Origin of the sequence: Streptomyces sp. NRRL S-920 (assembly GCF_000717945.1) — a bacterium.
Lineage (GTDB): Bacteria > Actinomycetota > Actinomycetes > Streptomycetales > Streptomycetaceae > Streptomyces > Streptomyces alboniger.
This window is the reverse complement of record NZ_JODF01000030.1, coordinates 63,825-86,012: the sequence shown is the minus strand read 5'-3', so window position 1 is coordinate 86,012 and position 22,188 is coordinate 63,825. Positions and strand designations below refer to the sequence as shown.

The 22,188-nt window shown below is 72.1% G+C and carries 19 protein-coding genes; 13 read left to right on the top strand and 6 right to left on the bottom strand.

All coding sequences use genetic code 11. From position 1 onward, the window contains the following. Positions 1-44 precede the first annotated feature (44 nt). Both pspAA and IG54_RS0121905 read right to left on the bottom strand, forming a co-directional pair. On the bottom strand, positions 45-323 hold the full coding sequence (gene pspAA / locus IG54_RS0121910; RefSeq protein WP_030786949.1) for a PspA-associated protein PspAA: 279 nt from the start codon (positions 321-323) through the stop codon (positions 45-47). Positions 324-369: 46 nt separating this feature from the next. Beyond that, the gene (locus IG54_RS0121905; RefSeq protein ID WP_030786946.1) at positions 370-1,167 is read right to left on the bottom strand and encodes a PspA/IM30 family protein; all 798 of its coding nucleotides are present in this window, start codon (positions 1,165-1,167) and stop codon (positions 370-372) included. 291 nt (positions 1,168-1,458) lie between these two features. Here IG54_RS0121905 and IG54_RS0121900 point away from each other — a divergent pair, with 291 nt between their 5' ends. Together IG54_RS0121900 and IG54_RS0121895 are read left to right on the top strand one after the other, a co-directional pair. After that, a complete protein-coding gene (locus IG54_RS0121900; RefSeq protein WP_078594368.1) occupies positions 1,459-2,085 on the top strand; it encodes a DUF3043 domain-containing protein in 627 nt (208 codons plus the stop codon). Positions 2,086-2,159: 74 nt separating this feature from the next. Next, a complete protein-coding gene (locus tag IG54_RS0121895) occupies positions 2,160-2,867 on the top strand; it encodes a class I SAM-dependent methyltransferase (RefSeq protein ID WP_030786938.1) in 708 nt (235 codons plus the stop codon). Positions 2,868-2,970: 103 nt separating this feature from the next. On the opposite strand, the gene IG54_RS0121890 is transcribed toward IG54_RS0121895, so the two are convergent. Further along, positions 2,971-3,195 (bottom strand): hypothetical protein, encoded by a 225-nt coding sequence (locus tag IG54_RS0121890; protein ID WP_030786935.1) that lies wholly within the window; start codon positions 3,193-3,195, stop codon positions 2,971-2,973. Positions 3,196-3,306: 111 nt separating this feature from the next. Between IG54_RS0121890 and IG54_RS0121885 the strand changes: the two genes are divergently transcribed. Continuing rightward, on the top strand, positions 3,307-4,551 hold the full coding sequence (locus IG54_RS0121885) for a bifunctional adenosylcobinamide kinase/adenosylcobinamide-phosphate guanylyltransferase (protein ID WP_030786933.1): 1,245 nt from the start codon (positions 3,307-3,309) through the stop codon (positions 4,549-4,551). Between the two features lie 25 nt (positions 4,552-4,576). Here the strand turns inward: IG54_RS0121885 and IG54_RS0121880 are convergent, their stop codons facing one another. Beyond that, positions 4,577-5,641: a class I SAM-dependent methyltransferase gene (locus tag IG54_RS0121880; protein ID WP_030786931.1), complete on the bottom strand. Its 1,065-nt coding sequence runs from the start codon at positions 5,639-5,641 to the stop codon at positions 4,577-4,579. 175 nt (positions 5,642-5,816) lie between these two features. On the opposite strand from IG54_RS0121880, the gene cobT reads away from it, so the two are divergent. The 3 genes from cobT to IG54_RS42115 are packed head-to-tail and all read left to right on the top strand — an operon-like array spanning position 5,817 to position 9,525. After that, positions 5,817-6,947 (top strand): nicotinate-nucleotide--dimethylbenzimidazole phosphoribosyltransferase, encoded by a 1,131-nt coding sequence (gene cobT, locus IG54_RS0121875; RefSeq protein WP_030786928.1) that lies wholly within the window; start codon positions 5,817-5,819, stop codon positions 6,945-6,947. Between the two features lie 53 nt (positions 6,948-7,000). Then, positions 7,001-8,791, top strand: coding sequence for a phosphatidylglycerol lysyltransferase domain-containing protein (locus IG54_RS0121870; protein ID WP_030786926.1), 1,791 nt, complete (start codon positions 7,001-7,003; stop codon positions 8,789-8,791). Next, positions 8,788-9,525 (top strand): hypothetical protein, encoded by a 738-nt coding sequence (locus IG54_RS42115; protein ID WP_030786925.1) that lies wholly within the window; start codon positions 8,788-8,790, stop codon positions 9,523-9,525. Before IG54_RS0121870 ends, IG54_RS42115 begins: the two co-directional genes overlap by 4 nt. Here IG54_RS42115 and IG54_RS0121860 read toward each other — a convergent pair. Beyond that, positions 9,444-10,229 carry a hypothetical protein gene (locus IG54_RS0121860; RefSeq protein ID WP_030786922.1) on the bottom strand — a complete coding sequence of 262 codons (786 nt, stop codon included), beginning with the start codon at positions 10,227-10,229 and terminating at the stop codon, positions 9,444-9,446. The two genes, IG54_RS42115 and IG54_RS0121860, sit on opposite strands and share 82 nt — an antisense overlap. Before the next feature lie 87 nt (positions 10,230-10,316). Between IG54_RS0121860 and IG54_RS0121855 the strand changes: the two genes are divergently transcribed. The 7 genes from IG54_RS0121855 to IG54_RS0121825 all read left to right on the top strand — a co-directional run bounded on the left by IG54_RS0121855 (position 10,317) and on the right by IG54_RS0121825 (position 21,220). Next, positions 10,317-11,099 (top strand): adenosylcobinamide-GDP ribazoletransferase, encoded by a 783-nt coding sequence (locus tag IG54_RS0121855; RefSeq protein WP_030786920.1) that lies wholly within the window; start codon positions 10,317-10,319, stop codon positions 11,097-11,099. 146 nt (positions 11,100-11,245) lie between these two features. Beyond that, a complete protein-coding gene (locus IG54_RS0121850; RefSeq protein WP_030786917.1) occupies positions 11,246-12,793 on the top strand; it encodes a leucyl aminopeptidase in 1,548 nt (515 codons plus the stop codon). A gap of 297 nt (positions 12,794-13,090) precedes the next feature. Further along, on the top strand, positions 13,091-14,479 hold the full coding sequence (gene lpdA / locus IG54_RS0121845) for a dihydrolipoyl dehydrogenase (protein ID WP_030786914.1): 1,389 nt from the start codon (positions 13,091-13,093) through the stop codon (positions 14,477-14,479). 87 nt (positions 14,480-14,566) lie between these two features. Further along, positions 14,567-16,381, top strand: coding sequence for a 2-oxoglutarate dehydrogenase, E2 component, dihydrolipoamide succinyltransferase (gene sucB / locus IG54_RS0121840; protein ID WP_030786912.1), 1,815 nt, complete (start codon positions 14,567-14,569; stop codon positions 16,379-16,381). Positions 16,382-16,519: 138 nt separating this feature from the next. Continuing rightward, entirely contained in the window at positions 16,520-17,143 is a 624-nt protein-coding gene (locus IG54_RS0121835; protein ID WP_030786908.1) for a GntR family transcriptional regulator, read from the top strand. Between the two features lie 323 nt (positions 17,144-17,466). Continuing rightward, complete coding sequence (aceE, locus tag IG54_RS0121830; protein ID WP_030786906.1) at positions 17,467-20,172, top strand: pyruvate dehydrogenase (acetyl-transferring), homodimeric type; 2,706 nt, start codon at positions 17,467-17,469, stop codon at positions 20,170-20,172. A 76-nt stretch (positions 20,173-20,248) separates the two neighbouring features. After that, positions 20,249-21,220 (top strand): helix-turn-helix transcriptional regulator, encoded by a 972-nt coding sequence (locus IG54_RS0121825; protein WP_030786904.1) that lies wholly within the window; start codon positions 20,249-20,251, stop codon positions 21,218-21,220. Here IG54_RS0121825 and IG54_RS0121820 read toward each other — a convergent pair. Beyond that, the gene (locus tag IG54_RS0121820; RefSeq protein WP_199809573.1) at positions 21,211-22,161 is read right to left on the bottom strand and encodes an SDR family oxidoreductase; all 951 of its coding nucleotides are present in this window, start codon (positions 22,159-22,161) and stop codon (positions 21,211-21,213) included. The genes IG54_RS0121825 and IG54_RS0121820 overlap by 10 nt on opposite strands. Positions 22,162-22,188 lie beyond the last annotated feature (27 nt).

The window sequence follows — 22,188 nt, the reverse complement described above, 5'->3', positions numbered from 1 at the left end:
TCTTCTGTCTGGTTTTTTACCGCGGGGCCGCTGGGGCCTGCCGCTCAGCCCGGGATCAAGCCGTCGTCGCTCAGCATCTCCCGGACCTCGTCCAGGGTCGCGTCCGGGGCGGGGAGGATCAGCTCCGAGGGTTCCAGGGCGTCGTCCGGGAGGGGGTCGCCCAGCTCCCGGACCTTGTCCAGGAGCGCGTGGAGCGTGGTGCGGAAGCCGACGGGGTCGCCGCCCTCCATCTCCTCCAGCAGCTCGTCGTCCAGCTTGTTCAGCTCGGCGAAGTGGCTGTCGGCCAGCTTCACCTGCCCCTCCCCCATGATCCGTACGATCATGTCGTCCTCCTCGGACGTGAGCGGTACCTGTGTGCCGTGTGCGGCGTCACTGCTTGTCGAAGCGCGGGGTGTCCTGCGGCTGCTGCTGCGGGCGGCCCTGGTTCTGGCCGCCCTCGATCGCCTGCTGTCCGCTGCTGGAGCCCCCGGCCAGCTCCGCCTTCATGCGCTGCAACTCCAGCTCTACATCCGTACCACCGGAGAGGCGGTCCAGCTCGGTCTGGATGTCGTCCTTGGCGAGACCGGAGGAGTCGTCGAGGGCACCGGAGGCGAGCAGTTCGTCGATCGCGCCGGCTCGCGCCTGGAGCTGCGCGGTCTTGTCCTCGGCGCGCTGGATCGCCATGCCGACGTCGCCCATCTCCTCGGAGATGCCGGAGAAGGCCTCGCCGATGCGGGTCTGCGCCTGCGCGGCGGTGTACGTGGCCTTGATCGTCTCCTTCTTCGTACGGAAGGCGTCGACCTTGGCCTGGAGGCGCTGGGCCGCGAGGGTGAGCTTCTCCTCCTCGCCCTGGAGCGTCTGGTGCTGCGTCTCCAGGTCGGTCACCTGCTGCTGGAGCGCGGCCCGGCGGGAGAGCGCCTCGCGGGCGAGGTCCTCACGGCCGAGGGCGAGGGCCTTGCGGCCCTGGTCCTCAAGGGTGGAGGACTGCTTGTTGAGCTGGGCCAGCTGTAGTTCGAGGCGCTTGCGGGAGGTGGCCACGTCGGCGACGCCGCGGCGGACCTTCTGTAGCAGCTCCAGCTGTTTCTGGTAGGAGTAATCGAGGGTTTCGCGCGGGTCCTCGGCCCGGTCAAGGGCTTTGTTCGCCTTCGCGCGGAAGATCATCCCCATACGCTTCATGACACCGCTCATGGGCTTCGCGCGCCCCCTTCTGACGGACTTCCAGCTCCAGGTACTGCTCAGAACCCACAGTACGGGCCCTGCATCCATTACCGCACTGTTCGCGTGCGGATGCGCTCATCCCCAAGGACGACTGCGTACGGCACTGATCCGGCGTAAGGAGTAGGTGCACCCCCGTGAGCCGGTCCCGGCCACCGGCGGCGCCCCGCCGCGAACCGGCTGGATACCGCCTGCTACGTCCCCTTAGGCACGTAAATCAAGACGCCCGGTGTTGCCGGATCGTTCCCCGTGACGCTGGGGTCCATGCGCTCGCACCCCGTACCCTTGGATTTTGTGTTCCGTAGCCGATCCAAGGAAGAGAAGGCCCCGGCCGCGCAGGCGCCGGTGACCGACTCCAAGCAGCCCCGTGACCCGCAGGCCCCCAAGGGCCGCCCCACCCCCAAGCGCGCCCTGGCACAGTCGCAGCGCCGCAGCGTGACCAATACGCCGACGACGCGCAAGGAGGCGGCGAAGCGGCAGCGTGACGAGCGCCGCGCCCAGATGGCGAAGCAGCGCGAGGCGCTGGCCAGCGGTGACGAGCGGTTCCTGCCCGCCCGTGACAAGGGCCCCGTGCGCAAGTTCGCTCGCGACTTCGTCGACTCACGCTTTTGCATCGCGGAGTTCTTCCTGCCGCTCGCGGTGATCATCCTCGTCCTGAGCATGGTCCGCGTGCCCCAGTTGCAGAACGTCGCGCTGCTGCTCTGGCTCTTCGTGATCGTGCTGATCATCGTGGACTCCGTCGTCACCGCGTTCCGCCTGAAGAAGCGCCTTGCCGAGCGCTTCCCGGGCGAGAACAGGAAGGGCGCCGTCGCCTACGCCCTGATGCGCACGCTCCAGATGCGCCGGCTGAGGCTGCCGAAGCCGCAGGTCAAGCGCGGAGAGCGGCCCTGAGCGGATTCACCGGCGGGGCCACCGCCTGGCTGGCGAAGCTGGGCGGCCTGCGCAACGCCGTACGCCAGGAGCTGGTGGCCCGCCAGCTCGACGAGCAGATAGCCGCGCGCTTCCCCGTGGGGCAGCGGCTGCGGGTGCTCGACGTCGGGATGGGCCAGGGCACGCAGGCGCTGCGGCTCGCCCGCGCCGGGCACAAGGTGACGGGGATCGAGCAGGACTCCGCGATGATCGCCGCCGCGCGCGAGGCGCTCGCCGAGGAGCCCGAGGGCATCCGGGGCCGGGTGCGGATCGTCGAGGGCGACGGCCACCAGACCGGGGTGCACTTCCTGCCGGGCAGCTTCGACGTCGTGCTCTGCCACGGCGTCCTGATGTACTCCGACGAGCCCGACGCCCTACTGGCGGGTCTTGCCCGGATGCTGGCCCCCGGCGGTCTGCTGTCGCTGCTCGTACGCAACGCGGACGCGCTGGCCATGCGGCCGGGTCTCGGCGGCGACTGGAGCGGCGCGCTGGCCGCCTTCGACTCCGTCACCTACCGCAACCGCCTGGGTCTCGACGTACGGGCCGACCGGCTCGACGCCCTGTCGGCGACGCTCGCGGGCATCGCCGCGCCGCTCCAGGTCTGGTACGGCGTACGGATCTTCACGGACACCGTCGGTGACGGCACGCCGCTCCCCCCGGAGGGGGAACTCGAAGCGCTGCTGGCCGCCGAGGAGCGGGCCGGACGCACCGACCCCTATCGGCGGGTGGCCGCCTTGCTGCATCTGTGCGGGGTGCGGGACTAGCCGGATACGGGACTAGCCGGGTGCGGGAGTAGAACGCGTGCTCGGCGTGACAGGAGGCGGCGGCCGGGGTCCGGGCGCCGCCTCCTGCCATGCCGTGTGCCGCTCAGGCCTGCGCGTCCTCCGCGCCCGCGTGCAGGCTCATCGGGCCGTAGATCTTGTTCGCGTCCTCGAAGAGGCTCACCTGGTCGGCGCCGCCGTCGGCCAGCGACTTCCAGTACTCGCCGACCCAGGACTCGGCGTCCCCCTGCGTGGTGAACTCCTCGGGCTGCACCGCGGGCTGGACCTCTGTCCCGTCCGCCTTCTCGAACCGCCACGTCCATGCCGCCATGTCAGCCTCCCGAAGGTCCCGTGGCGGCATCAGAGCCGCCTGAATCCTCTTGAATCCGCTTGAAGCGTAGCCGGGCGCGCGGCCTCGGACCCGACGCGGGAGGATCTTCGTGTGGAACTGACACTGCTCGGCACCGGCGCCCCCGAGGGACTGCCCCTTCCCGACTGCCCCTGCGCGGCCTGCGCGACCGCCCTCGGTGACGGGGGGCGGGCCGCCACCGCGCTCCTCGTGGACGGCGTCCTGCTGCTCGACCTCACCCCGGGCGCCGCCTTCGCGGCCGCGCGCGCGGGGCACTCGCTCGGCGGTGTGCGCCAGGTCCTGCTCTCCCATCCGCACGACGGGCCCGCCGTGGAGGTCCCCGCCGGGCTTCCGCAGCCGGTACGGGGTGCCGACGGACGGGAGTTGACGCTCCTGACCGGTCACCGGGTGCGCGCGGTGGCGCTGGACGCGCCCGGCTCCGGTTACGAGGTGACCGGGCCGGACGGGGAGCGGCTGCTGTATCTGCCGCCCGGCGGAGCGCCCGCGGGACTCACGGGTCTCTCGGGGCTCACGGAGGGGAACGGCTTCGGCGAGGCGAACGGCGGGCGTGCCGCGTACGAGATGGTCGTCGCCGATGTCCTCGGGCGGCCCGACGCGCTCGCCCGGCTGCGCGCGGCCGGGGCCGTCGGGCCCACCACGGACGTGATCGCCGTCCACATCGGCCACGAGGTGCCGCAGGGCGGTGAGCTGAGGCGCCGTCTGGCGGCGGCGGGCGCGCGGGCGGTGCCGGACGGGACGACGCTCGTCGTCGGTGCCTATGAGGACGTGCCGGACGTGCCGCGCCGCACCCTCGTGCTCGGCGGAGCCCGCTCGGGCAAGTCGGTGGAGGCCGAGCGGCGCCTCGAGGCCTTTCCGGAGGTGCTGTACGTCGCGACGGGCGGGACGAGGAGCGGTGACACGGAGTGGGCGGACCGAGTGAGCCTGCACCGCGAGCGGCGCCCCGGCTCGTGGCGGACGGCGGAGACCTGCGACCTGGTGCCGCTGCTCGCGCAGGAGGGGCCGCCGCTGCTCATCGACTGCCTGTCGCTGTGGCTGACCCATGTCATGGACGAGGTGAACGCCTGGGACGACGCCGAGTGGGCGGGCGGCGGTGAGCGGGAGCTGCGGGGGCGGGTCGCCGGGCTCGCGGAGGCGGTGCGCGCGACCCGGCGCACGGTCGTCGCCGTGTCGAACGAGGTCGGCTCGGGCATCGTGCCCGCGACCGCCTCGGGCCGCCGCTACCGTGACGAACTGGGCCGTCTGAACGCGGCGTTCGCCGCCGAGTGCGAGCACGTCCTGCTGGTCGTGGCGGGCCAGGCGCTGGCGCTGCGCGGCTGACCCCGCCCTCTTCGCTGCGCGTGCGTCAGCCGTCCTCGCCCCTGCGCGCGACGATCCGGTAGGTGTTGGAGAAGCCGGTGCGGGTGAGCAGCGGGGCCAGGATCCTGTCCAGGGCGTGGGTGAGGGCAAGCGCCGGTACGCAGGCCCACCACGCGGCCCGCCGGAGCTTCAGCCGGAGCGGGGGCGCGGGTCTGGCCCGCCAGGGGACGTCGCCCTTGGGGAGGCAGCGGTTGAGGAGGAGGGCCAGCGCGCCGCTCAGGTCGGCCGGTACGTGCGCCGCGCGGCGCTCGACGGCGACGACCGTGAAGCCGAGGTTCTCCAGTTCCACGCGGAGGTTGGCGAGCGGCACGAAGTGCAGCTGCCGGGGCTGGGAGTACGACGGCCACCACTTGCCGAGCAGCCGGGCGTAGCGGCAGCCGGGGTCGGTGGCCTCGATCATCAGATGGCCGCCGGGGCGCAGGACGGTTTTCGCGGCCCTCAGTTCAGCGCGCGGATCGGGGCTTCGCTCCAGCTGGTGGAAGAGGCTCAGGGCGTCGTAGCGGCCGGCGAGGGCGCCCGCGAGGCCGGTGAGGGTGCCGCGGTGCCCCTCCTCGATGCGGCCGCCGCGTACGGCTTGGATGACGCCGCGGCCCGGGTCGAGGCCGTCGAAGGACGTGTACGGGAGGACCTGTTTGGCCAGGGCCGGGAAGCGGGCCCGCCCCGTGCCGACGTCCAGCCAGCACTCGGGTTCGTCGAACTCGCGCAGGGCGCGGGCGCGGGCGAGGTGGCGCCGGTCGGTGGAGGGGGCGCCGAAGAGCGCGTCCGCGGCCTTGCCGCCGAGGCCTTCGCGGATGTCCCTGCGGTAGAAGTCCAGGCCTTCGGGGGTGAGGCGGGGGTTCTGGAAGGAGTGGGCGCAGTTGCCGCACTGGTCGAGCGTGAAGGCGCCCGGCTTGTGCTGGACCAGGTCGGCGGTGCGCAGCCGGATCCGCAGCCGCGGGGAGCCGCACCAGGGGCAGTCGGTGCGGCGGCGTTCGTGGAACCGCGCTGTGCCCCCGGCCAGGGCGGCGAGGTAGGCGGGGCGTCGTTCGGCGATCCGCTGGGCGACGTCCAAGGGGGTACTCCTGAAGTCGGTTTTGACGCGATCAGTCCGGCAATGACGTTATGTGCCCCATGCGCTACATGTCGTAACCGCTCTTCGGGCCGGTCCGCCGGGCGCCCACTTGACGGGGGCGCGGCCCCGGGGCCGTTCGAACACCGGCGCCGCCGCTGCCGGTACTGTTCGGCGAATGAGTTCGCTGAATCTCGACGACTTCACCGACCTGATCGAGCGGCCCGCCGGCGGGGTGCGCCGCGACGCCGAGGAGCGCAGGGCGCGGCAGATCCTGCCGCCCGGCTCCCTGGGCCGCCTCGACGAGCTGGGTGAGTGGCTGTCGGCGGCCCAGTCCGCGGTGCCGGTCCGGCCGGTCGAGCGGCCGCGCGTGGTGCTGTTCGCGGGCGACCACGGGGTCGCCGAGCTGGGCGTCTCGGCGCGGCCCGCGGGGGGCGCCGCCACTCTCGTGCGTTCCGTGCTGGCCGGCGAGAGCCCGGTGGCCGTGCTCGCGCGGCGCATGGAGGTGCCCGTGCGGATCGTCGACATGGCGCTCGACTGCGACCCGGCCGAGCTGCCCGCCGAGGTCGCGGGGCACCGGGTGCGGCGCGGGTCGGGACGTATCGACATCGAGGACGCGCTGAGCGCCGAGGAGGCCGAGCGCGCGGTGCGCGCGGGCATGGCCGTCGCCGACGAGGAGGCGGACTCCGGCACCGATCTGGTCGTGCTCGGCGATGTGAGCGTCGGCGGCACGACGCCCGCCGCGACGCTGATCGCCGCGCTCTGCGGCACCGACGCGTCCGTGGTGACCGGGCGGGGCGGCGAGGCCATCGACGACCTGGCGTGGATGCGCAAGTGCGCTGCGGTGCGGGACGCGCTGCGGCGGGCCCGGCCCGTACTGGGCGATCAGCTGGAGCTGCTCGCGGCGGTGGGCGGCGCCGATCTGGCCGCGATGACCGGGTTCCTGTTGCAGTGCGCGGTGCGGCGTACGCCGGTGATCCTCGACGGCGTCGTGGCGTCGGCGGCGGCGCTGGTGGCCCAGCGGGCGGCCTTCCGGGCGCCCGACTGGTGGCTCGCGGGGCACGACAGCGGGGAGCCCGCGCAGGCCAAGGCGCTTGACCGGATGGCCTTGGAGCCGCTTCTGAACCACGGGGTCAAGGTCGGCGAAGGCGCCGGGGCGCTGCTGGCCCTGCCGCTCGTGCGGGCCGCCGCGGCCCTGTCGGCGGAGCTGCCGGAGCGGGCCGCGGCCCTGTCGGCGGAGCTGCCGGAGCGGGCCGCGGCCGGTGAGGCGCAGCCCGAGGAGTCCGTGGGCGAGCAGCCGGCCGAGTAGCCGACCGGCGGCGGGCGTTGGCCGCGGCGATCTTGCCCATATGATCCCTTTTCATGGGAGATGAGCAGGTCGTCGCCGGGCGACAGAAACCCCGCACCGTCACAGAGCGCCGCGCCGCCGGTTTCACCGTCTGGTACCTCCGCGCCGTCACGTTCATCAACTTCCTCAGCGCGGTCTGGGTCTCCCTCGGCCAGGACCTGCGGCAGCACAACACGGAGAACTACTTCACCCCGTACCTGCTGACCGCGGGCTTCGCCTCCGGGGCGTTCACGATGTTCCTGGCGATCACCATGCGGCGCCGCAAGCGGGCCGCGTGGATCCTCAACCTCGTCCTCAGCGGGCTCTTCCTGGTGCTCTTCGCCTTCGCGATGGTCTTCCCCGAGATCCGCCGGTACGCGCAGAACTGGATCTCCCTCGTCCTGACCGCCGCCTTCGTCGCGGCGCTGGTCGTCGGCCGCCGCGAGTTCTACGCCAAGGGCGACCGCGCCAACCCGAAGCTCGCCTCGGCCGTCGCGGTCGGCGGGCTCCTGGTGACCTCGCTGCTCGCGACGCTGCTCGTCACCGTCACCAACCGCGCCCACGACGACTACCGCTCCGGCTTCCTGGACCGCTGGCGCTACGGCACCCTGCGGCTGATCTCGCTGGCCGCCGACGACCGGCGCTTCGAGGGCATCACCACGCCCGGCTGGGTCAACGTCTCCATCAACGTCCTGAGCGCGCTGCTGCTCTGCGCCGTCCTGTACGCGGCGTTCCGCTCCCGCAAGGCCGTCGACCCGCTCACCGAGGAGGACGAGGAGCGGCTGCGGGCGCTGCTCGACCGGCACGGCGAGCGCGACTCGCTCGGCTACTTCTCGCTGCGCCGCGAGAAGAGCGTCGTCTGGTCCCCGACCGGCAAGGCGGCGGTCGCCTACCGCGTCGTCAGCGGGGTCTCGCTGGCCTCCGGCGATCCGATCGGCGACCCGGAGGCCTGGCCCGGGGCGATCGAGCCGTGGCTCGCCGAGGCCCGCGAGCACGGCTGGATCCCCGCCGTGATGGGCGCGAGCGAGGAGGCGGGCACGATCTACGCCCGGCACGGCCTGGACGCCCTGGAGCTGGGCGACGAGGCGATCGTGGAGGTCGCGGCCCGGGGCGAGGCCTCCAAAGAGCACTTCACCCTTGAGGGGCGGGCCATGCGTACCGTCCGCCAGGCGTACAACCGCGTCAAGCGCGCCGGGTACACGGTCCGCGTCCGCCGTCACGAGGACATCCCGGCCGACGAGATGGCGGCCCTCCTGGAACGCGCCGACGACTGGCGCGACGGGGCCACCGAGCGCGGCTTCTCCATGGCGCTCGGGCGGCTCGGCGACCCCGCCGACGGCCGGTGCGTGATGGTCGAATGCACGGACGCCGAGGGCCGGTTGCGGGCGCTGCTCTCCTTCGTGCCGTGGGGGCCCGGCGGGCTCTCCCTGGACCTGATGCGGCGCGACCGCGACTCCGAGAACGGGCTGATGGAGTTCATGGTCATCGAACTCCTCCAGCACGCCCCCGAGATCAAGATCACTCAGGTGTCGCTGAACTTCGCGATGTTCCGGTCGGTCTTCGAACGTGGCTCGCGGCTCGGCGCGGGGCCGGTCCTTCGCCTGTGGCGGTCGCTGCTCAGCTTCTTCTCCCGGTGGTGGCAGATCGAGTCCCTCTACCGCGCCAACGCCAAGTACCGGCCGATCTGGGAACCCCGCTTCCTCCTCTTCGAGAAGAGCGGTGACCTGCCGCGTATCGGTGTCGCCGCCGCCCGCGCGGAGGGCTTCCTCGAAGCGCCGGGACTGCCGAAGTGGCTGCACCGCAAACATCTGGAGTCGAGACGATGAGCACCCTGGCCCGCTGGGCCCGCGCCGAGTGGGGGGCGCTCTTCTCGGCCGTGCGCGACGGGCTCGCCGCCCGGCGGTGGCGGGCGGTGCCGCTGACGCTGACGGCGGTCTGCCTCACCGCGCTCCTCCAGTACGCGCAGAACCAGCCCTGGGGCTACCGGTTCGTCCAGAACATCGGCTGCGTGCGCGCCGATGACCCGCTCTGGCTGGCTCTGCTGCGCACCCCGCTCTCCCTCTTCGTGCCCGCCCTCGACCTGCCCGTGTGGGGCGCGCTCGTACAGATCCTGATCGTGTTCGGGATCGCGGAGATCTGCCTGGGCTGGTGGCGGACGCTCCTCATCGGATACGCGGCCACCCTCGCCGGCACGCTCTACGCGCGCGTGGGCATCGAGTGGGGCCCCGGCAACCCCTTCGGGCTGCCCGCCTCCGACGCGCTGGTCGTCGACACCGGCCCGTCGGCCGCCGTGGTGGGCCTCGCGGTGTACGTGTGCTGGCGCTACCGCGCGTACTTCACGGCGGCGCTGGTGACCGTCCTGATGGTCGTCGAGGTGATCGTCAAGGACAACCTCGCGGGCAAGGAGCACTTGGCCGCGATCGCCGCCGTGCTCGTGCTGTGCGCGATCCGGACGGTACGTCGGCGTCACCCTGGCCGTTACCGGGGCGGGGAAAGGCGCTCCGGGGGGTCCGGTTCCGAGGGCGAGGGGCCCGGCGTGAAGCCGCCGATCCAGTCCTGAAGCCTGCGGCGCGGGCCCGCCCAGCGGCGGTCGTGGTGGAAGGCCCGCAGACCCGCACGCGCGCGTGCCCGGTGCCGGTTGCGGTAGAACCGGCGTGCCCACGCCGATCCGGGCCGGGCGAGACGGACCGCGCCGACCAGGGCGACGAACGGGACGACCATGCCGATCAGGGCGGTCCGCAGCTTGCCCTTGAGGAGCGCGACAACGGCGAACGCGCAGTTGATGCCGATGTTCAGGGCGAACAGGGCGCGGTTCTGCCGCTCGTCGGGCGTCAGGTCGCTGACCCCGAGCGGCGTGAAGCCGGTGAGGACGAGCACCACCAGGGCGGCCGTGAGCATGACGACCTCCACGCTCTTGCGGCCCTCCTCGGTCCAGTAGACGTCGTCGAGGTGCAGGATCAGCGCGAACTCGTCGAGCACGAGGCCGGCGCCGATCCCGAAGAGGACCGCGGCGTACAGCGGCCCGGCGCCGTGCCGTCCGGCGGCCACCGCCCAGAAGCCGCCGACCAGCATCAGGAAGATCCCCGGCACGACGTGGTGGATATGCACCTCGCCCGAACTGATGTTCCGGAAGGGGCCTCTGCCCGCCCTGATCAGGCGCGTGATCGTCCGGGTGACCAGGAACGACCCCACGAAGGAGAGCAGCGCGAGCAGCAGCGGCAGCTTCCCGGGCTCGACGATGTTCCGGTACCACCAGTCGCTCACGCGGTCCACCAGTCCTTCATGCGGCCATCCTCTGTCCCCCGCGAGCGTTCCGCAGGGCGGGGCGTCCCGCCGGGGTAGCCTTCCGCGGTGCCCAGAACCTCCCCCGCCGACGGCATACGTTTCGCCTTCGGCACCCTCACCGCGCTCCCCGTCCGGGTCACCCGCTGGGACCGCGAAGCCGCACGCGGCGGCATGCAGTGCGCCCCCCTCGCCGGTCTGGTGGTGGGCCTGTGCGCGGCAGGTGCCGGCGGCGTCCTGACGGCGCTCGGCGCGGGCCCCCTCCTCGCCGCCACCGCGACCGCCGCGACCCCGGCCGCGCTCACCCGCGGCCTGCACCTGGACGGCCTCGCGGACACCGCCGACGGCCTCGGCAGCGCCAAGCCCGCCGAGGACGCGCTGCGCATCATGAAGCAGTCCGACATCGGCCCCTTCGGCGTCATCACCCTGCTCTTCGTCCTGCTCGCCCAGGTCGCCGTGCTCTTCCAGCTGTACGAGAGGTCGTGGACGGAAGGCGCGCTCGGCGCCGTCGTCTCGGCCACCGCCGCCCGTCTCGCGCTCACCCTGGCCGCCCGCGCCGGGGTGCCCCCCGCCCGCCCCGAAGGGCTCGGCGCGGCGGTCGCCGGGGTCGTCCCGCGCGGCCGGGCGCTGCTCGTCACGGTGCTCGTCGTGTGCGGGGCCGCGGCGGCGGGCGCGCCGCTCGGGGCGTCCGGCGTGGTGCGGGCCGCGGTCGCCGTCGTCCTCGCGCTCGGCGCCGCCGAGGTGCTGCTCCGGCACTGCGTACGACGGTTCGGCGGGGTCACCGGGGATGTCTTCGGCGGCCTCGCGGAGACGGCGGCGACCGCCGCTCTCGTGGTGCTCGCGCTCGGCTGACGCCCGGGTCGGCCGAAACCCCGGCGTTCTCGACACCCCTCGCGCACAGACAGTGAGGCGCACCGCAGCGCTCACGGGCGTAGGCTCGCGACGGGCTCACCACCCCGCAGCCCGTCGAAACCCCACCGAAAGAGGACCTCACCACCGTGACTGCTCTGACTCTCAGCACCGCCGCCGCGACCGGCCTGCGTGCCGACGCGATCGTCGTCGGTGTCGCGAAGGGCTCTGGCTCCAAGGGGGCTCTGGTCGTCGCCCCCGGCGCCGAGTCCGTGGACAAGGCGTACGACGGCAAGCTCGCGTCCGTCCTGGAGACCCTCGGCGCCTCGGGCGGCGAGGGCGAGGTGACGAAGCTGCCCGCGCCCTCGGGTGTCAAGGCACCGGTCGTCGTCGCGGTCGGCCTCGGCGAGGTCCCGGAGAAGGACGAGACGTACGGCACGGACGCGCTGCGCCGCGCCGCGGGTGTCGCCGCGCGCGCCCTGACCGGCACGAAGAAGGCCGCGTTCGCGCTGCCCGTGGAGGACGCGGACGACATCTGCGCCCTCGGTGAGGGCGCGCTGCTCGGCGCGTACTCCTTCGTCGCGTACAAGGACCAGGGCGACGCCAAGGACGCCAAGAAGAACGGCAAGGGCGCCAAGGCGCCGCTCGCCGAGGTCGTCCTGCTCGGCGGCAAGCCCCGCGACAAGGCGTACAAGGCCGCGCTGGAGCGCGCCACCGCCGTCGGCGAGGAGCTGAACCGCGCCCGCGACCTCGTCAACACCCCGCCGAACGACCTCGACCCCGAGGCCTTCGCGGCGGTCGCCACCGCGGCCGCCAAGGAGCACGGCATCAAGATCCAGGTGCTCGACGAGAAGGCGCTCGTCAAGGGCGGCTTCGGCGGCATCCTCGGCGTCGGCGCGGGCTCGGACGCCCCGCCGCGCCTGGTGAAGCTCTCGTACACGCACTCCAAGGCGAAGAAGCACCTCGCCTACGTCGGCAAGGGCATCACGTACGACTCGGGCGGCATCTCGCTCAAGCCCGCCGGTCACAACGAGACGATGAAGTGCGACATGGCCGGTGCCGCGGCCGTCTTCGCCGCCGTCGTCGCCGCCGCGCGCCTCGGCCTCGAGGTGAACATCACCGGCTGGCTGGCGCTGGCCGAGAACATGCCGTCCGGCTCCGCCACCCGCCCGGGCGACGTCCTGCGCATGTACGGCGGCAAGACCGTCGAGGTCCTGAACACCGACGCCGAGGGCAGGCTCGTCCTGGCCGACGCGATCACCAAGGCCTCGGAGGAGAAGCCCGACGCGATCGTCGACGTGGCGACCCTGACCGGCGCCATGATGGTGGCGCTCGGCAACCGCACCTTCGGCATCATGGCCAACGACGACGCCTTCCGTACGTCGGTCCACGAGATCGCCGAGGAGGTCGGCGAGCCGTCCTGGCCGATGCCGCTCCCCGCCGACATGCGCAAGGGCATGGACTCCCCCACCGCCGACATGGCCAACATCGGCGAGCGGATGGGCGGCGGCCTGGTGGCCGGCCTCTTCCTCCAGGAGTTCGTCGGCGAGGGCATCATCTGGGCGCACCTGGACGTCGCGGGCCCCGCCTACCACGAGGGCGCCCCCTTCGGCTACACCCCCAAGGGCGGCACCGGCACCGCGGTCCGCACCCTGGTCCGGCTCGCGGAGCGCACCGCCGCGGGCGACCTGGGCTGATTCGCGTACGTCGTGTCGGGGCTCCGGACGTTCCCCGCGTCCGGGGCCCCGAATGATTTCGCCCTCGACGAAATCCGTACATTCGTACGCAGCAGAACCGCTGGAGACGGCCGATCGACCGTCTCACAGCCCGGCCCGGCGTCCCGTCTCCCGTCGACAAGTGCGAAGATGGGTTCTCGGCAGGACAGGGCCCCCACCAAAGGGCCGAAACAAGAGCGGCCGAATACCAGCCGACCGACCGGTCGTCCCCCGCGCAACGGGGTCCGGCGTACGGCGCACATGCATGGAGGACGTGACGTGGCGAACGACGCCAGCACCGTTTTCGACCTAGTGATCCTCGGCGGCGGTAGCGGCGGTTACGCCGCGGCCCTGCGCGGAGCGCAGCTGGGCCTGGACGTCGCCCTGATCGAGAAGAACAAGCTCGGCGGCACCTGCCTGCACAACGGCTGCATCCCCACGAAGGCGCTGCTGCACGCCGGCGAGATCGCCGACCAGGCGCGCGAGGCCGACCAGTTCGGCGTGAAGGCCACCTTCGAGGGCATCGACATGGCGGCCGTCCACAAGTACAAGGACGACGTGATCTCGGGCCTCTACAAGGGCCTCCAGGGCCTCGTGGCCTCCCGCAAGGTGACGTACATCGAGGGCGAGGGCAAGCTCTCCTCGCCGACCTCGGTGGATGTGAACGGCCAGCGCGTCCAGGGCCGTCACGTGCTCCTCGCGACCGGCTCCGTGCCGAAGTCGCTGCCGGGCCTGGAGATCGACGGCAACCGCATCATCTCCTCGGACCACGGGCTGACCCTGGACCGCGTCCCGAAGTCCGCGATCATCCTGGGCGGCGGCGTCATCGGCGTCGAGTTCGCCTCGGCGTGGAAGTCCTTCGGGGCCGACGTCACGGTCATCGAGGGCCTCAAGCACCTCGTGCCGGTCGAGGACGAGAACAGCTCCAAGCTTCTTGAGCGCGCGTTCCGCAAGCGCGGCATCAAGTTCAACCTCGGCACCTTCTTCGAGAAGGCGGAGTACACGCAGGACGGCGTCCGCGTGACCCTCGCCGACGGCAAGACCTTCGAGGCCGAGGTCCTCCTGGTCGCCATCGGCCGCGGCCCGGTCTCGCAGGGCCTCGGTTACGAGGAGCAGGGCGTCGCCATGGACCGCGGCTACGTCCTCGTCGACGAGTACATGCAGACCAACGTCCCGACCATCTCGGCCGTGGGCGACCTGGTGCCGACCCTCCAGCTCGCGCACGTCGGCTTCGCCGAGGGCATGCTGGTGGCGGAGCGCCTGGCCGGACTCAAGCCGGTCCCGGTCGACTACGACGGCGTGCCCCGGGTGACGTACTGCCACCCCGAGGTCGCCTCCGTGGGCATCACCGAGGCCAAGGCCAAGGAGATCTACGGCGCGGACAAGGTCGTCGCCCTCAAGTACAACCTCGCGGGCAACGGCAAGAGCAAGATCCTCAAGACCGCGGGCGAGATCAAGCTCGTCCAGGTCAAGGACGGTGCCGTGGTCGGCGTCCACATGGTCGGCGACCGCATGGGTGAGCAGGTCGGCGAAGCCCAGCTGATCTACAACTGGGAGGCGCTGCCGGCCGAGGTCGCCCAGCTCGTCCACGCCCACCCGACGCAGAACGAGGCGCTCGGCGAGGCCCACCTGGCACTGGCCGGCAAGCCGCTGCACTCCCACGACTGACCTTCTCGCGACCCAGACTTCCTTCCCCAAGCTCTCGGCTTCGCTCGAGCAGGGGAGACCCCATTTTCGTAAGGAGCAACTGAAACCATGGCGGTTTCCGTATCCCTTCCGGCGCTCGGCGAGAGCGTCACCGAGGGCACTGTCACCCGTTGGCTGAAGGCCGAGGGCGAGCGCGTCGAGGCCGACGAGCCGCTGCTCGAGGTCTCGACCGACAAGGTCGACACCGAGATCCCCTCCCCGGCCGCCGGCATCCTGGCGTCCATCAAGGTCGCCGAGGACGAGACCGTCGAGGTCGGCGCCGAGCTGGCCGTCATCGACGACGGCTCGGGCGACGCGGGCGGCTCCTCCGCCCCGGCGCAGGAGGAGGCCCCGGCCGCCCCCGCGCAGCAGGAGGCCCCCAAGCAGCAGGAGGCCCCCAAGCAGGAGGAGGCCCCCCAGCAGGAGGCTCCTCAGCAGCAGGCCCCGGCCCAGTCCGGCGGCGGCGCCGCCGAGGGCACCGAGGTCACCCTGCCCGCGCTCGGCGAGTCCGTCACCGAGGGCACCGTCACCCGTTGGCTGAAGGAGGTCGGCGAGGAGGTCGCGGCCGACGAGCCCCTCCTTGAGGTCTCGACGGACAAGGTCGACACCGAGATCCCCTCGCCCGTCGCGGGCGTTCTCCTGGAGATCGTCGTCGGCGAGGACGAGACCGCCGAGGTGGGCGCCAAGCTCGCCGTCGTCGGTGCGCCCGGTGCCGCCCCGGCCGCGAAGCAAGAGGAGGCCCCGGCCGCCCCCGCGCAGCAGGAGGCCCCCAAGCAGGAGGCTCCCAAGCAGGAGGCCCCGAAGCAGGAGGCCGCCCCGGCCCCCGCGCAGCCCGCCGCGCAGGCGCCCGCCGCCCCGGCCCAGCCCGCGGCCCAGGCCCCGGCCCCGGCTCAACCCGCGGCCCCGGCCCAGTCGGCTCCCGCCGCGCCCGCCGCCCCGGCGCAGTCCACCCCGGCCGACGACGGCGCCTACGTGACCCCGCTGGTCCGTAAGCTCGCGTCCGAGAACGGCGTGAACCTCTCCGAGGTCAAGGGCACCGGCGTGGGCGGCCGTATCCGCAAGCAGGACGTCATCGCCGCCGCCGAGGCCAAGAAGTCGGCCCCCGCGCCGGCCGCCACCGCCCCGGCCGCCTCGAAGGCCCCGGCCCTGGAGGCCTCCCCCCTCCGCGGCCAGACGGTCAAGATGACCCGCATGCGCAAGGTCATCGGCGACAACATGATGAAGGCCCTGCACTCGCAGGCCCAGCTGACCTCGGTCGTCGAGGTCGACATCACCAAGCTGATGAAGCTGCGCGCCAAGGCGAAGGACTCCTTCGCGGCTCGTGAGGGCGTCAAGCTCTCCCCGATGCCGTTCTTCGTCAAGGCCGCCGCCCAGGCGCTGAAGGCCCACCCGGTCATCAACGCCCGGATCAACGACGACGAAGGCACCATCACGTACTTCGACTCGGAGAACATCGGCATCGCCGTGGACGCCGAGAAGGGTCTGATGACGCCGGTCATCAAGGGCGCGGGCGACCTGAACATCGCCGGTATCTCCAAGAAGACCGCCGAGCTGGCCGGCAAGGCCCGTGGCGGTGGCCTCACCCCGGACGACATGTCCGGCGCCACCTTCACGATCTCCAACACCGGTTCGCGCGGCGCCCTGTTCGACACGGTCATCGTGCCGCCGAACCAGGCCGCCATCCTCGGCATCGGCGCCACCGTCAAGCGTCCGGTCGTCATCAACCACCCCGACCTCGGCGAGACCATCGCCGTGCGGGACATGACGTACCTGTCGCTCTCCTACGACCACCGTCTGGTGGACGGCGCCGACGCCGCCCGCTACCTGACCGCGGTCAAGGCGATCCTGGAGGCCGGCGAGTTCGAGGTGGAACTCGGCCTGTAGTCGCAGCGCGCGAGCGTCTGTAACACTCGTCTCATCAGCGCGTACGCCCTCGTCCGGAGTCCTCCGGGCGGGGGCGTCGCCGTATTGTCTAGGGGTCACACGCCCTTGGGGCCCGCAGCCCCCGCCGGAGGAGCTCTCATGACCGCGCCCGTCGTTCACTCGCTGCGCGAACAGATCCGCGAGCACATCGTGGAGGGGATCGTCAGCGGGCGCTGGAAGCCGGGCGAGCGCATCGTGGAGCGACGGATCGCCGTGGAGCTGGAGGTCTCCCAGACCCCGGTGCGGGAGGCGCTGCGCGAACTGGAGACGCTGCGGCTGATCGAGTCCGCGCCCAACAAGGGCGTACGCGTACGGAATCTGACGGCGGCGGACCTGGAGGAGAGCTATCCCGTGCGGGCGGGTCTTGAGGCGATCGCCGCGGAGCTGGCGGCGGAGCGGCTCGCCGAGGACTGCTCGGCGCTCGAACCGCACGTCGCCGCCCTCTACGAGGCGGACCGGGCGTCCGACGGCACCGGGCAGGTGCGGCACACCGTCGCCTTCCACCGGGAGCTGGTGCGGGCCGCCGACAACTCCGTCCTCCTGCACACCTGGGAGGGCCTCGGTATCGAGGTCTTCACCGCGCTGTCCATCCGCTGGCTGGGCACGGTCCAGCAGTCGTACGCGGAGGAGCACGAGGCCCTCGTCTCGGCGTTCCGGCGGCGTGATCCCGCCATCGCGGAGCTGGTGAAGGCGCACGTGCTGGGCTGCGCGCCGCGGGCCTGAGGCTGCGTACCGCTGGCCCGAGGGCTGCGCTCATCCGTCGGCGCGCGCTCGCAGACGTGCTCCGACCTGCGTAAACCCTTCAAATCGAAGGCACCGCGTGCCCGTTTTCCTGGCACCGAATGCCGACTTTCGTATTCTGGGGAAGTTTTTCGCTCAACGCTTTGATCGATCATCGATCACGGGCTTACAGTCGTCGGTGGCCCTGTGGCGGAGCCACACAAACGATTCCGCACCAGAGCTTTACGCCCTGTCCTGCCAAAGACATCGGGCACCCCCACCCCTTACCGAACAGGGGACCCCCTCCGACTCAGGAAGGCGGCGCAATGACCGACCCCTCCGCAATCCAGCCGAGCGAGCTAGACCAGCTCCCGGACCGCGACCCCGAGGAGACCGCCGAATGGCAGGCCTCCCTGGACGCCGTTACGCAGGCGGCCGGGCCGCACCGTGCCGCGTACCTGATGCGCCGCACGCTGGAGCGCGCCGAGGGCGCGGGCCTGGCGCTGCCGAAGCTCCTTGAGACCGACTACGTCAACACCATCCCCACCTCCGCCGAGCCGTCCATCGACGGCGACGAGGAGATGGAGCGGAAGATCACCGCGTGGAACCGCTGGAACGCGGCCGCGATGGTCACCCGCGGCGCCAAGCACGGCGTCGGCGGCCACATCGCGACCTTCGCGTCCGCGGCCTGGCTGTACGAGACCGGCTTCAACCACTTCTTCAAGGGCAAGGAGTCCGGCGAGGCCGCGGGCTCCGGCGACCAGCTCTACATCCAGGGCCACGCCTCCCCCGGCATCTACGCCCGCGCCTTCCTCGACGGCCGGCTGAACGAGGCGCAGCTCGACAACTTCCGGCAGGAGGCGGGCGGCAACGGCCTGCCCTCCTACCCGCACCCGCGCCGCCTCCCCTGGCTGTGGGAGTTCCCGACGGTGTCGATGGGCCTCGGCCCGCTCTCCGCGATCTACCAGGCGCGCTTCAACCGCTACCTGACCAACCGCGGCATCAAGGACGTCTCCTCCTCGCACGTGTGGGCGTTCCTCGGTGACGGCGAGATGGACGAGCCCGAGTCGACGGCGGCCCTCGCACTGGCCGCGCGTGAGGGCCTCGACAACCTCACGTACGTCATCAACTGCAACCTCCAGCGCCTCGACGGCCCCGTCCGCGCCAACTTCCGCGTGGTGCAGGAGCTGGAGGCCCAGTTCCGCGGCGCCGGCTGGAACGTCATCAAGGTCCTGTGGGGCAACGCCTGGGACGAGCTGTTCCAGCTCGACACCACGGGCGCCCTGGTCCGTCGCCTGCGCGAGGTGCCGGACGCGCAGTTCCAGACGTACGCGACGCGCGACGCCGCCTACATCCGCGAGCACTTCTTCGGCTCCGAGCCCGCGCTCGTCGAGCTGGGCAAGCTGCTCAGCGACGACAAGATCAGCGAGTGCTTCCACCTCTCGCGCGGCGGCCACGAGGCCCGCAAGGTCTACGCCGCCTACCGCGCGGCGCTCACCCACAAGGGCGCGCCGACCGTGATCCTCGCGCAGACGGTCAAGGGCTTCACCCTCGGCAAGGGCTTCGAGTCCAAGAACGCCAACCACCAGATGAAGAAGCTGACGGTGGACGAGTTCAAGGACATGCGCGACCTGCTGGGTCTGCCGATCCCGGACAGCGCGTTCGTCGACGGCCAGGTGCCCTACGGCCACCCGGGCGCCGACTCCCCCGAGGTCCGCTACCTCCAGGAGCGCCGCGCGGCCCTCGGCGGCCCGGCCCCGGCCCGCCGCACCCAGCCGCTGGCCCCGCTGCCCGCCGCCGCGGACAAGACGTTCGCCGCCTTCGACAAGGGCTCCGGCTCGCAGTCGGTGGCGACGACCATGGCGTTCGTACGGCTGGTCAAGGACCTCGTACGCGACAAGGAGACCGGCAAGCGCTGGGTGCCGATCGTCCCCGACGAGGCGCGCACCTTCGGCATGGAGTCGCTCTTCCCGTCCCTCGGCATCTACTCCCCCAAGGGCCAGACGTACGAGCCGGTCGACCGCGACCAGCTGATGTACTACAAGGAGGCCAAGGACGGCCAGATCCTCAACGAGGGGATCACCGAGGCCGGTTCCATGGCGGACTTCATCGCCGCGTCCACGTCGTACGCGACGCACGGCGAAGCGATGATCCCCTTCTACATCTTCTACTCGATGTTCGGCTGGCAGCGCACCGCCGACCAGATGTGGCAGCTCGGCGACCAGCTCGGCCGCGGCTTCCTCGTGGGCGCCACGGCCGGTCGTACGACGCTGACGGGCGAGGGCCTCCAGCACGCCGACGGCCACTCGCCGGTGATCGCCGCGACCAACCCGGCCGCGCTGACGTACGACCCGGCGTTCGCCTACGAGATCGCGGCGATCGTCAAGGACGGTCTGCGCCGCATGTACGGCGAGGCGGCCCCCGGCGAGGACCCGAACGTCTTCTACTACCTCACCGTCTACAACGAGCCGATGCCGCAGCCCGCGAAGCCCGCGGGTGTCGACGAGGGCATCCTGCGCGGCCTCTACCGCTTCAACACGGCGGAGTCGGCCGGGCTCTCCCCCGCTGCCAACCCCGCGCGCATCCAGCTGCTCGGCTCCGGCACGGCCATCCACTGGACCCTGAAGGCCCAGCAGATGCTCGCCGAGGAGTGGGGCGTGGCCGCCGACGTGTGGTCCGCGACGTCCTGGACCGAGCTGCGGCGTGACGCCCTGGAGGCGGACGAGGCGCTGCTGCGCGGCGAGGAGCGCATCCCCTACGTGCGCCAGGCGCTGGAGGGCGCTCAGGGCCCCGTGCTCGCCGTCTCCGACTACATGCGTCAGGTCCCCGACCAGATCGCCCAGTGGGTCGAGCAGGACTACTCCTCGCTCGGCGCGGACGGCTTCGGCCTCTCCGACACGCGGGACGCGGCACGCCGCCACTTCGGTGTCGACGCCGAGTCGATCGTCGTCGCGGCGCTCGCGCAGCTCGCCCGCCGGGGCGAGGTGCCCGCCTCCGCGGTGAAGGAGGCCCGGGCCAAGTACGGCCTGTAGGCCTCGCCGGGTATGTAGGTGCGGGCCCCTGCCACTGGCGGGGGCCCGCACTCGTGTGTGACGGCATCATGGGGTCATGCGCGCTGCCCGCCTCATCAAGATGGTGCTTCTGCTCCAGTCACGGCCCTCCATGACCGCCGCCGAGCTGGCCGCCGAGCTGGAGGTCTCCGAGCGCACCATCACGAGGGACGCGCAGGCCCTGTCGGAGGCGGGCGTGCCCGTCTACGCCGACCGCGGCCGGACCGGCGGCTACCGCCTCATCGGCGGCTACCGCACCCGTCTGACGGGCCTGGGCCGCAGCGAGGCGGAGGCCCTGTTCCTGTCCGGGGTGCCGGGCGCGCTGCGCGAGATGGGGCTGGAGGACGCCGCGTCGGCGGCCCGCCTGAAGGTGTCGGCGGCGCTCATGCCCTCCCTCAGGGACGCCTCGCAGAACGCCTCGCAGCGCTTCCACCTGGACGCGCCCGGCTGGTTCAAGGAGACGCCCGCGCCGGAGCTGCTGCCGGCCGTCGCGGACGCGGTGTGGGACGACCGCCGGGTCACCGCCCGCTACCGCCGCGAGGAGGCCGAGGTGGAGCGGGAGTTGGAGCCGTACGGGCTCGTACTCAAGGCGGGCGTCTGGTACTTGTGCGCGCGGGTGCCCGACTCCGGGGCGCACCGGGTGTACCGCATCGACCGGTTCACCGCGGTGGCCGCGGGCGAGGAACGCTTCGTACGCGATGAGGAGTTCGACCTGCCGGCCTTCTGGGAGGAGCGGGCGGAGCAGTTCGCGCGGGCGATCCTGCGGGCGGAGGTCGTCGTGCGGCTCACCGAGGCGGGGGTGCGGCAGTTGCCGTACGCCACCGACCGCGCGGTCGCGCGCGAGGCGATGGAGACGGCGGGTGAGCCCGACGCGGCGGGCCGGGTGACGGTCGCTCTGCCCGTGGAGAACGAGGACGTGGCGTACACCCAGCTCATGGCGCTGGGCCCGGAGGCGGAGGTCCTGGAGCCCGCCGGGCTGCGCCGCCGCTTCGCGGACGCGGCGGCGCGCTCGGCGGCGCTCTACCGGTAGCCGGTGACGTCCGCGACCTCGCTCTCCTGGTCGACCTCCGTCAGATACCGCCAGGCGTCGGGGGCCGAGCCGTCCACGTCCGTGAAGCCGTACTCCTTGGCGAGGCCGCCGCTGGAGAGCGACTTGCCGTTGTGGCGCGCGACCTCGGGGTCGGTGGCGAGGGCGACGAGCGCGCGGCCCACGAAGGCGGGCGTCTCGGAGATCGCGAAGTGCGGGTTCTGCTCGCAGCCCGCGCGCCAGTTGTCCTCCGTCACCTTGAAGTAGGTGTCGAGCATGGCCTCGGAGCGCAGCCAGCCGGGGGTGAGGCAGAGCGCCGTACAGCCGTACTCCTCGACCTCCTCGGCGAGGTCGCGTGCCATGCGCAGCGGCGCCGCCTTGGCGAGGTCGTAGTAGAAGGGCTTGCGGTAGTTCGGGCCGTTGTACTCGGCCGTGCCGTCGGTGACCTCGACGACCAGGCCGCCGGGGTTCTTGACGAGCAGCGGGAGTGCGAACCGGCTGGTGATGATGTGGGTCTCGATGCCGAGGCGCAGGATGCGCAGGCCCTTGTCGAGGTCGTGCTCCCACATCTTCTTGTCCCACTCGACGTGGAGGTCGCCGCCCCAGATGTCGTTGACGAGGATGTCGAGGCGGCCCCGCTCGCGGTCGATCCGTTCGACGAGCGCCTCGACCTGGGCGGGCTCCAGGTGGTCGGTGGGGACGGCGACGCCTTTGCCGCCCGCCGCGTCGACCAGTTCGGCCGTCTCCTCGATGGTCTCGGTGGTCCGGCCGATCTCACTGGTGTGCGCGCGGGTGGTCCGTCCCGTCACGTAGACGGTGGCCCCGGCGCGGCCCAGTTCGACGGCCATGGCGCGGCCCGCGCCCCGGGTGGCGCCCGCGACAAGGGCGGTCTTCTCCCGGAGGGGCTGGGCTGTTTCGCTCACCTGCTGTGTGGTGTGGGTCATGTTCTTGAGGTTTCCAGCAAAAGGCGA

What these genes read in the sequence shown, in the direction of transcription:
- pspAA (WP_030786949.1), bottom strand. Translation starts at nt 323, where the DNA reads ATGATCGTACGGATCATGGGGGAGGGGCAGGTGAAGCTGGCCGACAGC.
- IG54_RS0121905 (WP_030786946.1), bottom strand. Translation starts at nt 1,167, where the DNA reads ATGAGCGGTGTCATGAAGCGTATGGGGATGATCTTCCGCGCGAAGGCG.
- IG54_RS0121900 (WP_078594368.1), top strand. Translation starts at nt 1,459, where the DNA reads ATGCGCTCGCACCCCGTACCCTTGGATTTTGTGTTCCGTAGCCGATCC.
- IG54_RS0121890 (WP_030786935.1), bottom strand. Translation starts at nt 3,195, where the DNA reads ATGGCGGCATGGACGTGGCGGTTCGAGAAGGCGGACGGGACAGAGGTC.
- cobT (WP_030786928.1), top strand. Translation starts at nt 5,817, where the DNA reads ATGAGTTCGCTGAATCTCGACGACTTCACCGACCTGATCGAGCGGCCC.
- IG54_RS0121870 (WP_030786926.1), top strand. Translation starts at nt 7,001, where the DNA reads ATGGGAGATGAGCAGGTCGTCGCCGGGCGACAGAAACCCCGCACCGTC.
- IG54_RS42115 (WP_030786925.1), top strand. Translation starts at nt 8,788, where the DNA reads ATGAGCACCCTGGCCCGCTGGGCCCGCGCCGAGTGGGGGGCGCTCTTC.
- sucB (WP_030786912.1), top strand. Translation starts at nt 14,567, where the DNA reads ATGGCGGTTTCCGTATCCCTTCCGGCGCTCGGCGAGAGCGTCACCGAG.
- IG54_RS0121835 (WP_030786908.1), top strand. Translation starts at nt 16,520, where the DNA reads ATGACCGCGCCCGTCGTTCACTCGCTGCGCGAACAGATCCGCGAGCAC.
- aceE (WP_030786906.1), top strand. Translation starts at nt 17,467, where the DNA reads ATGACCGACCCCTCCGCAATCCAGCCGAGCGAGCTAGACCAGCTCCCG.
- IG54_RS0121825 (WP_030786904.1), top strand. Translation starts at nt 20,249, where the DNA reads ATGCGCGCTGCCCGCCTCATCAAGATGGTGCTTCTGCTCCAGTCACGG.
- IG54_RS0121820 (WP_199809573.1), bottom strand. Translation starts at nt 22,161, where the DNA reads ATGACCCACACCACACAGCAGGTGAGCGAAACAGCCCAGCCCCTCCGG.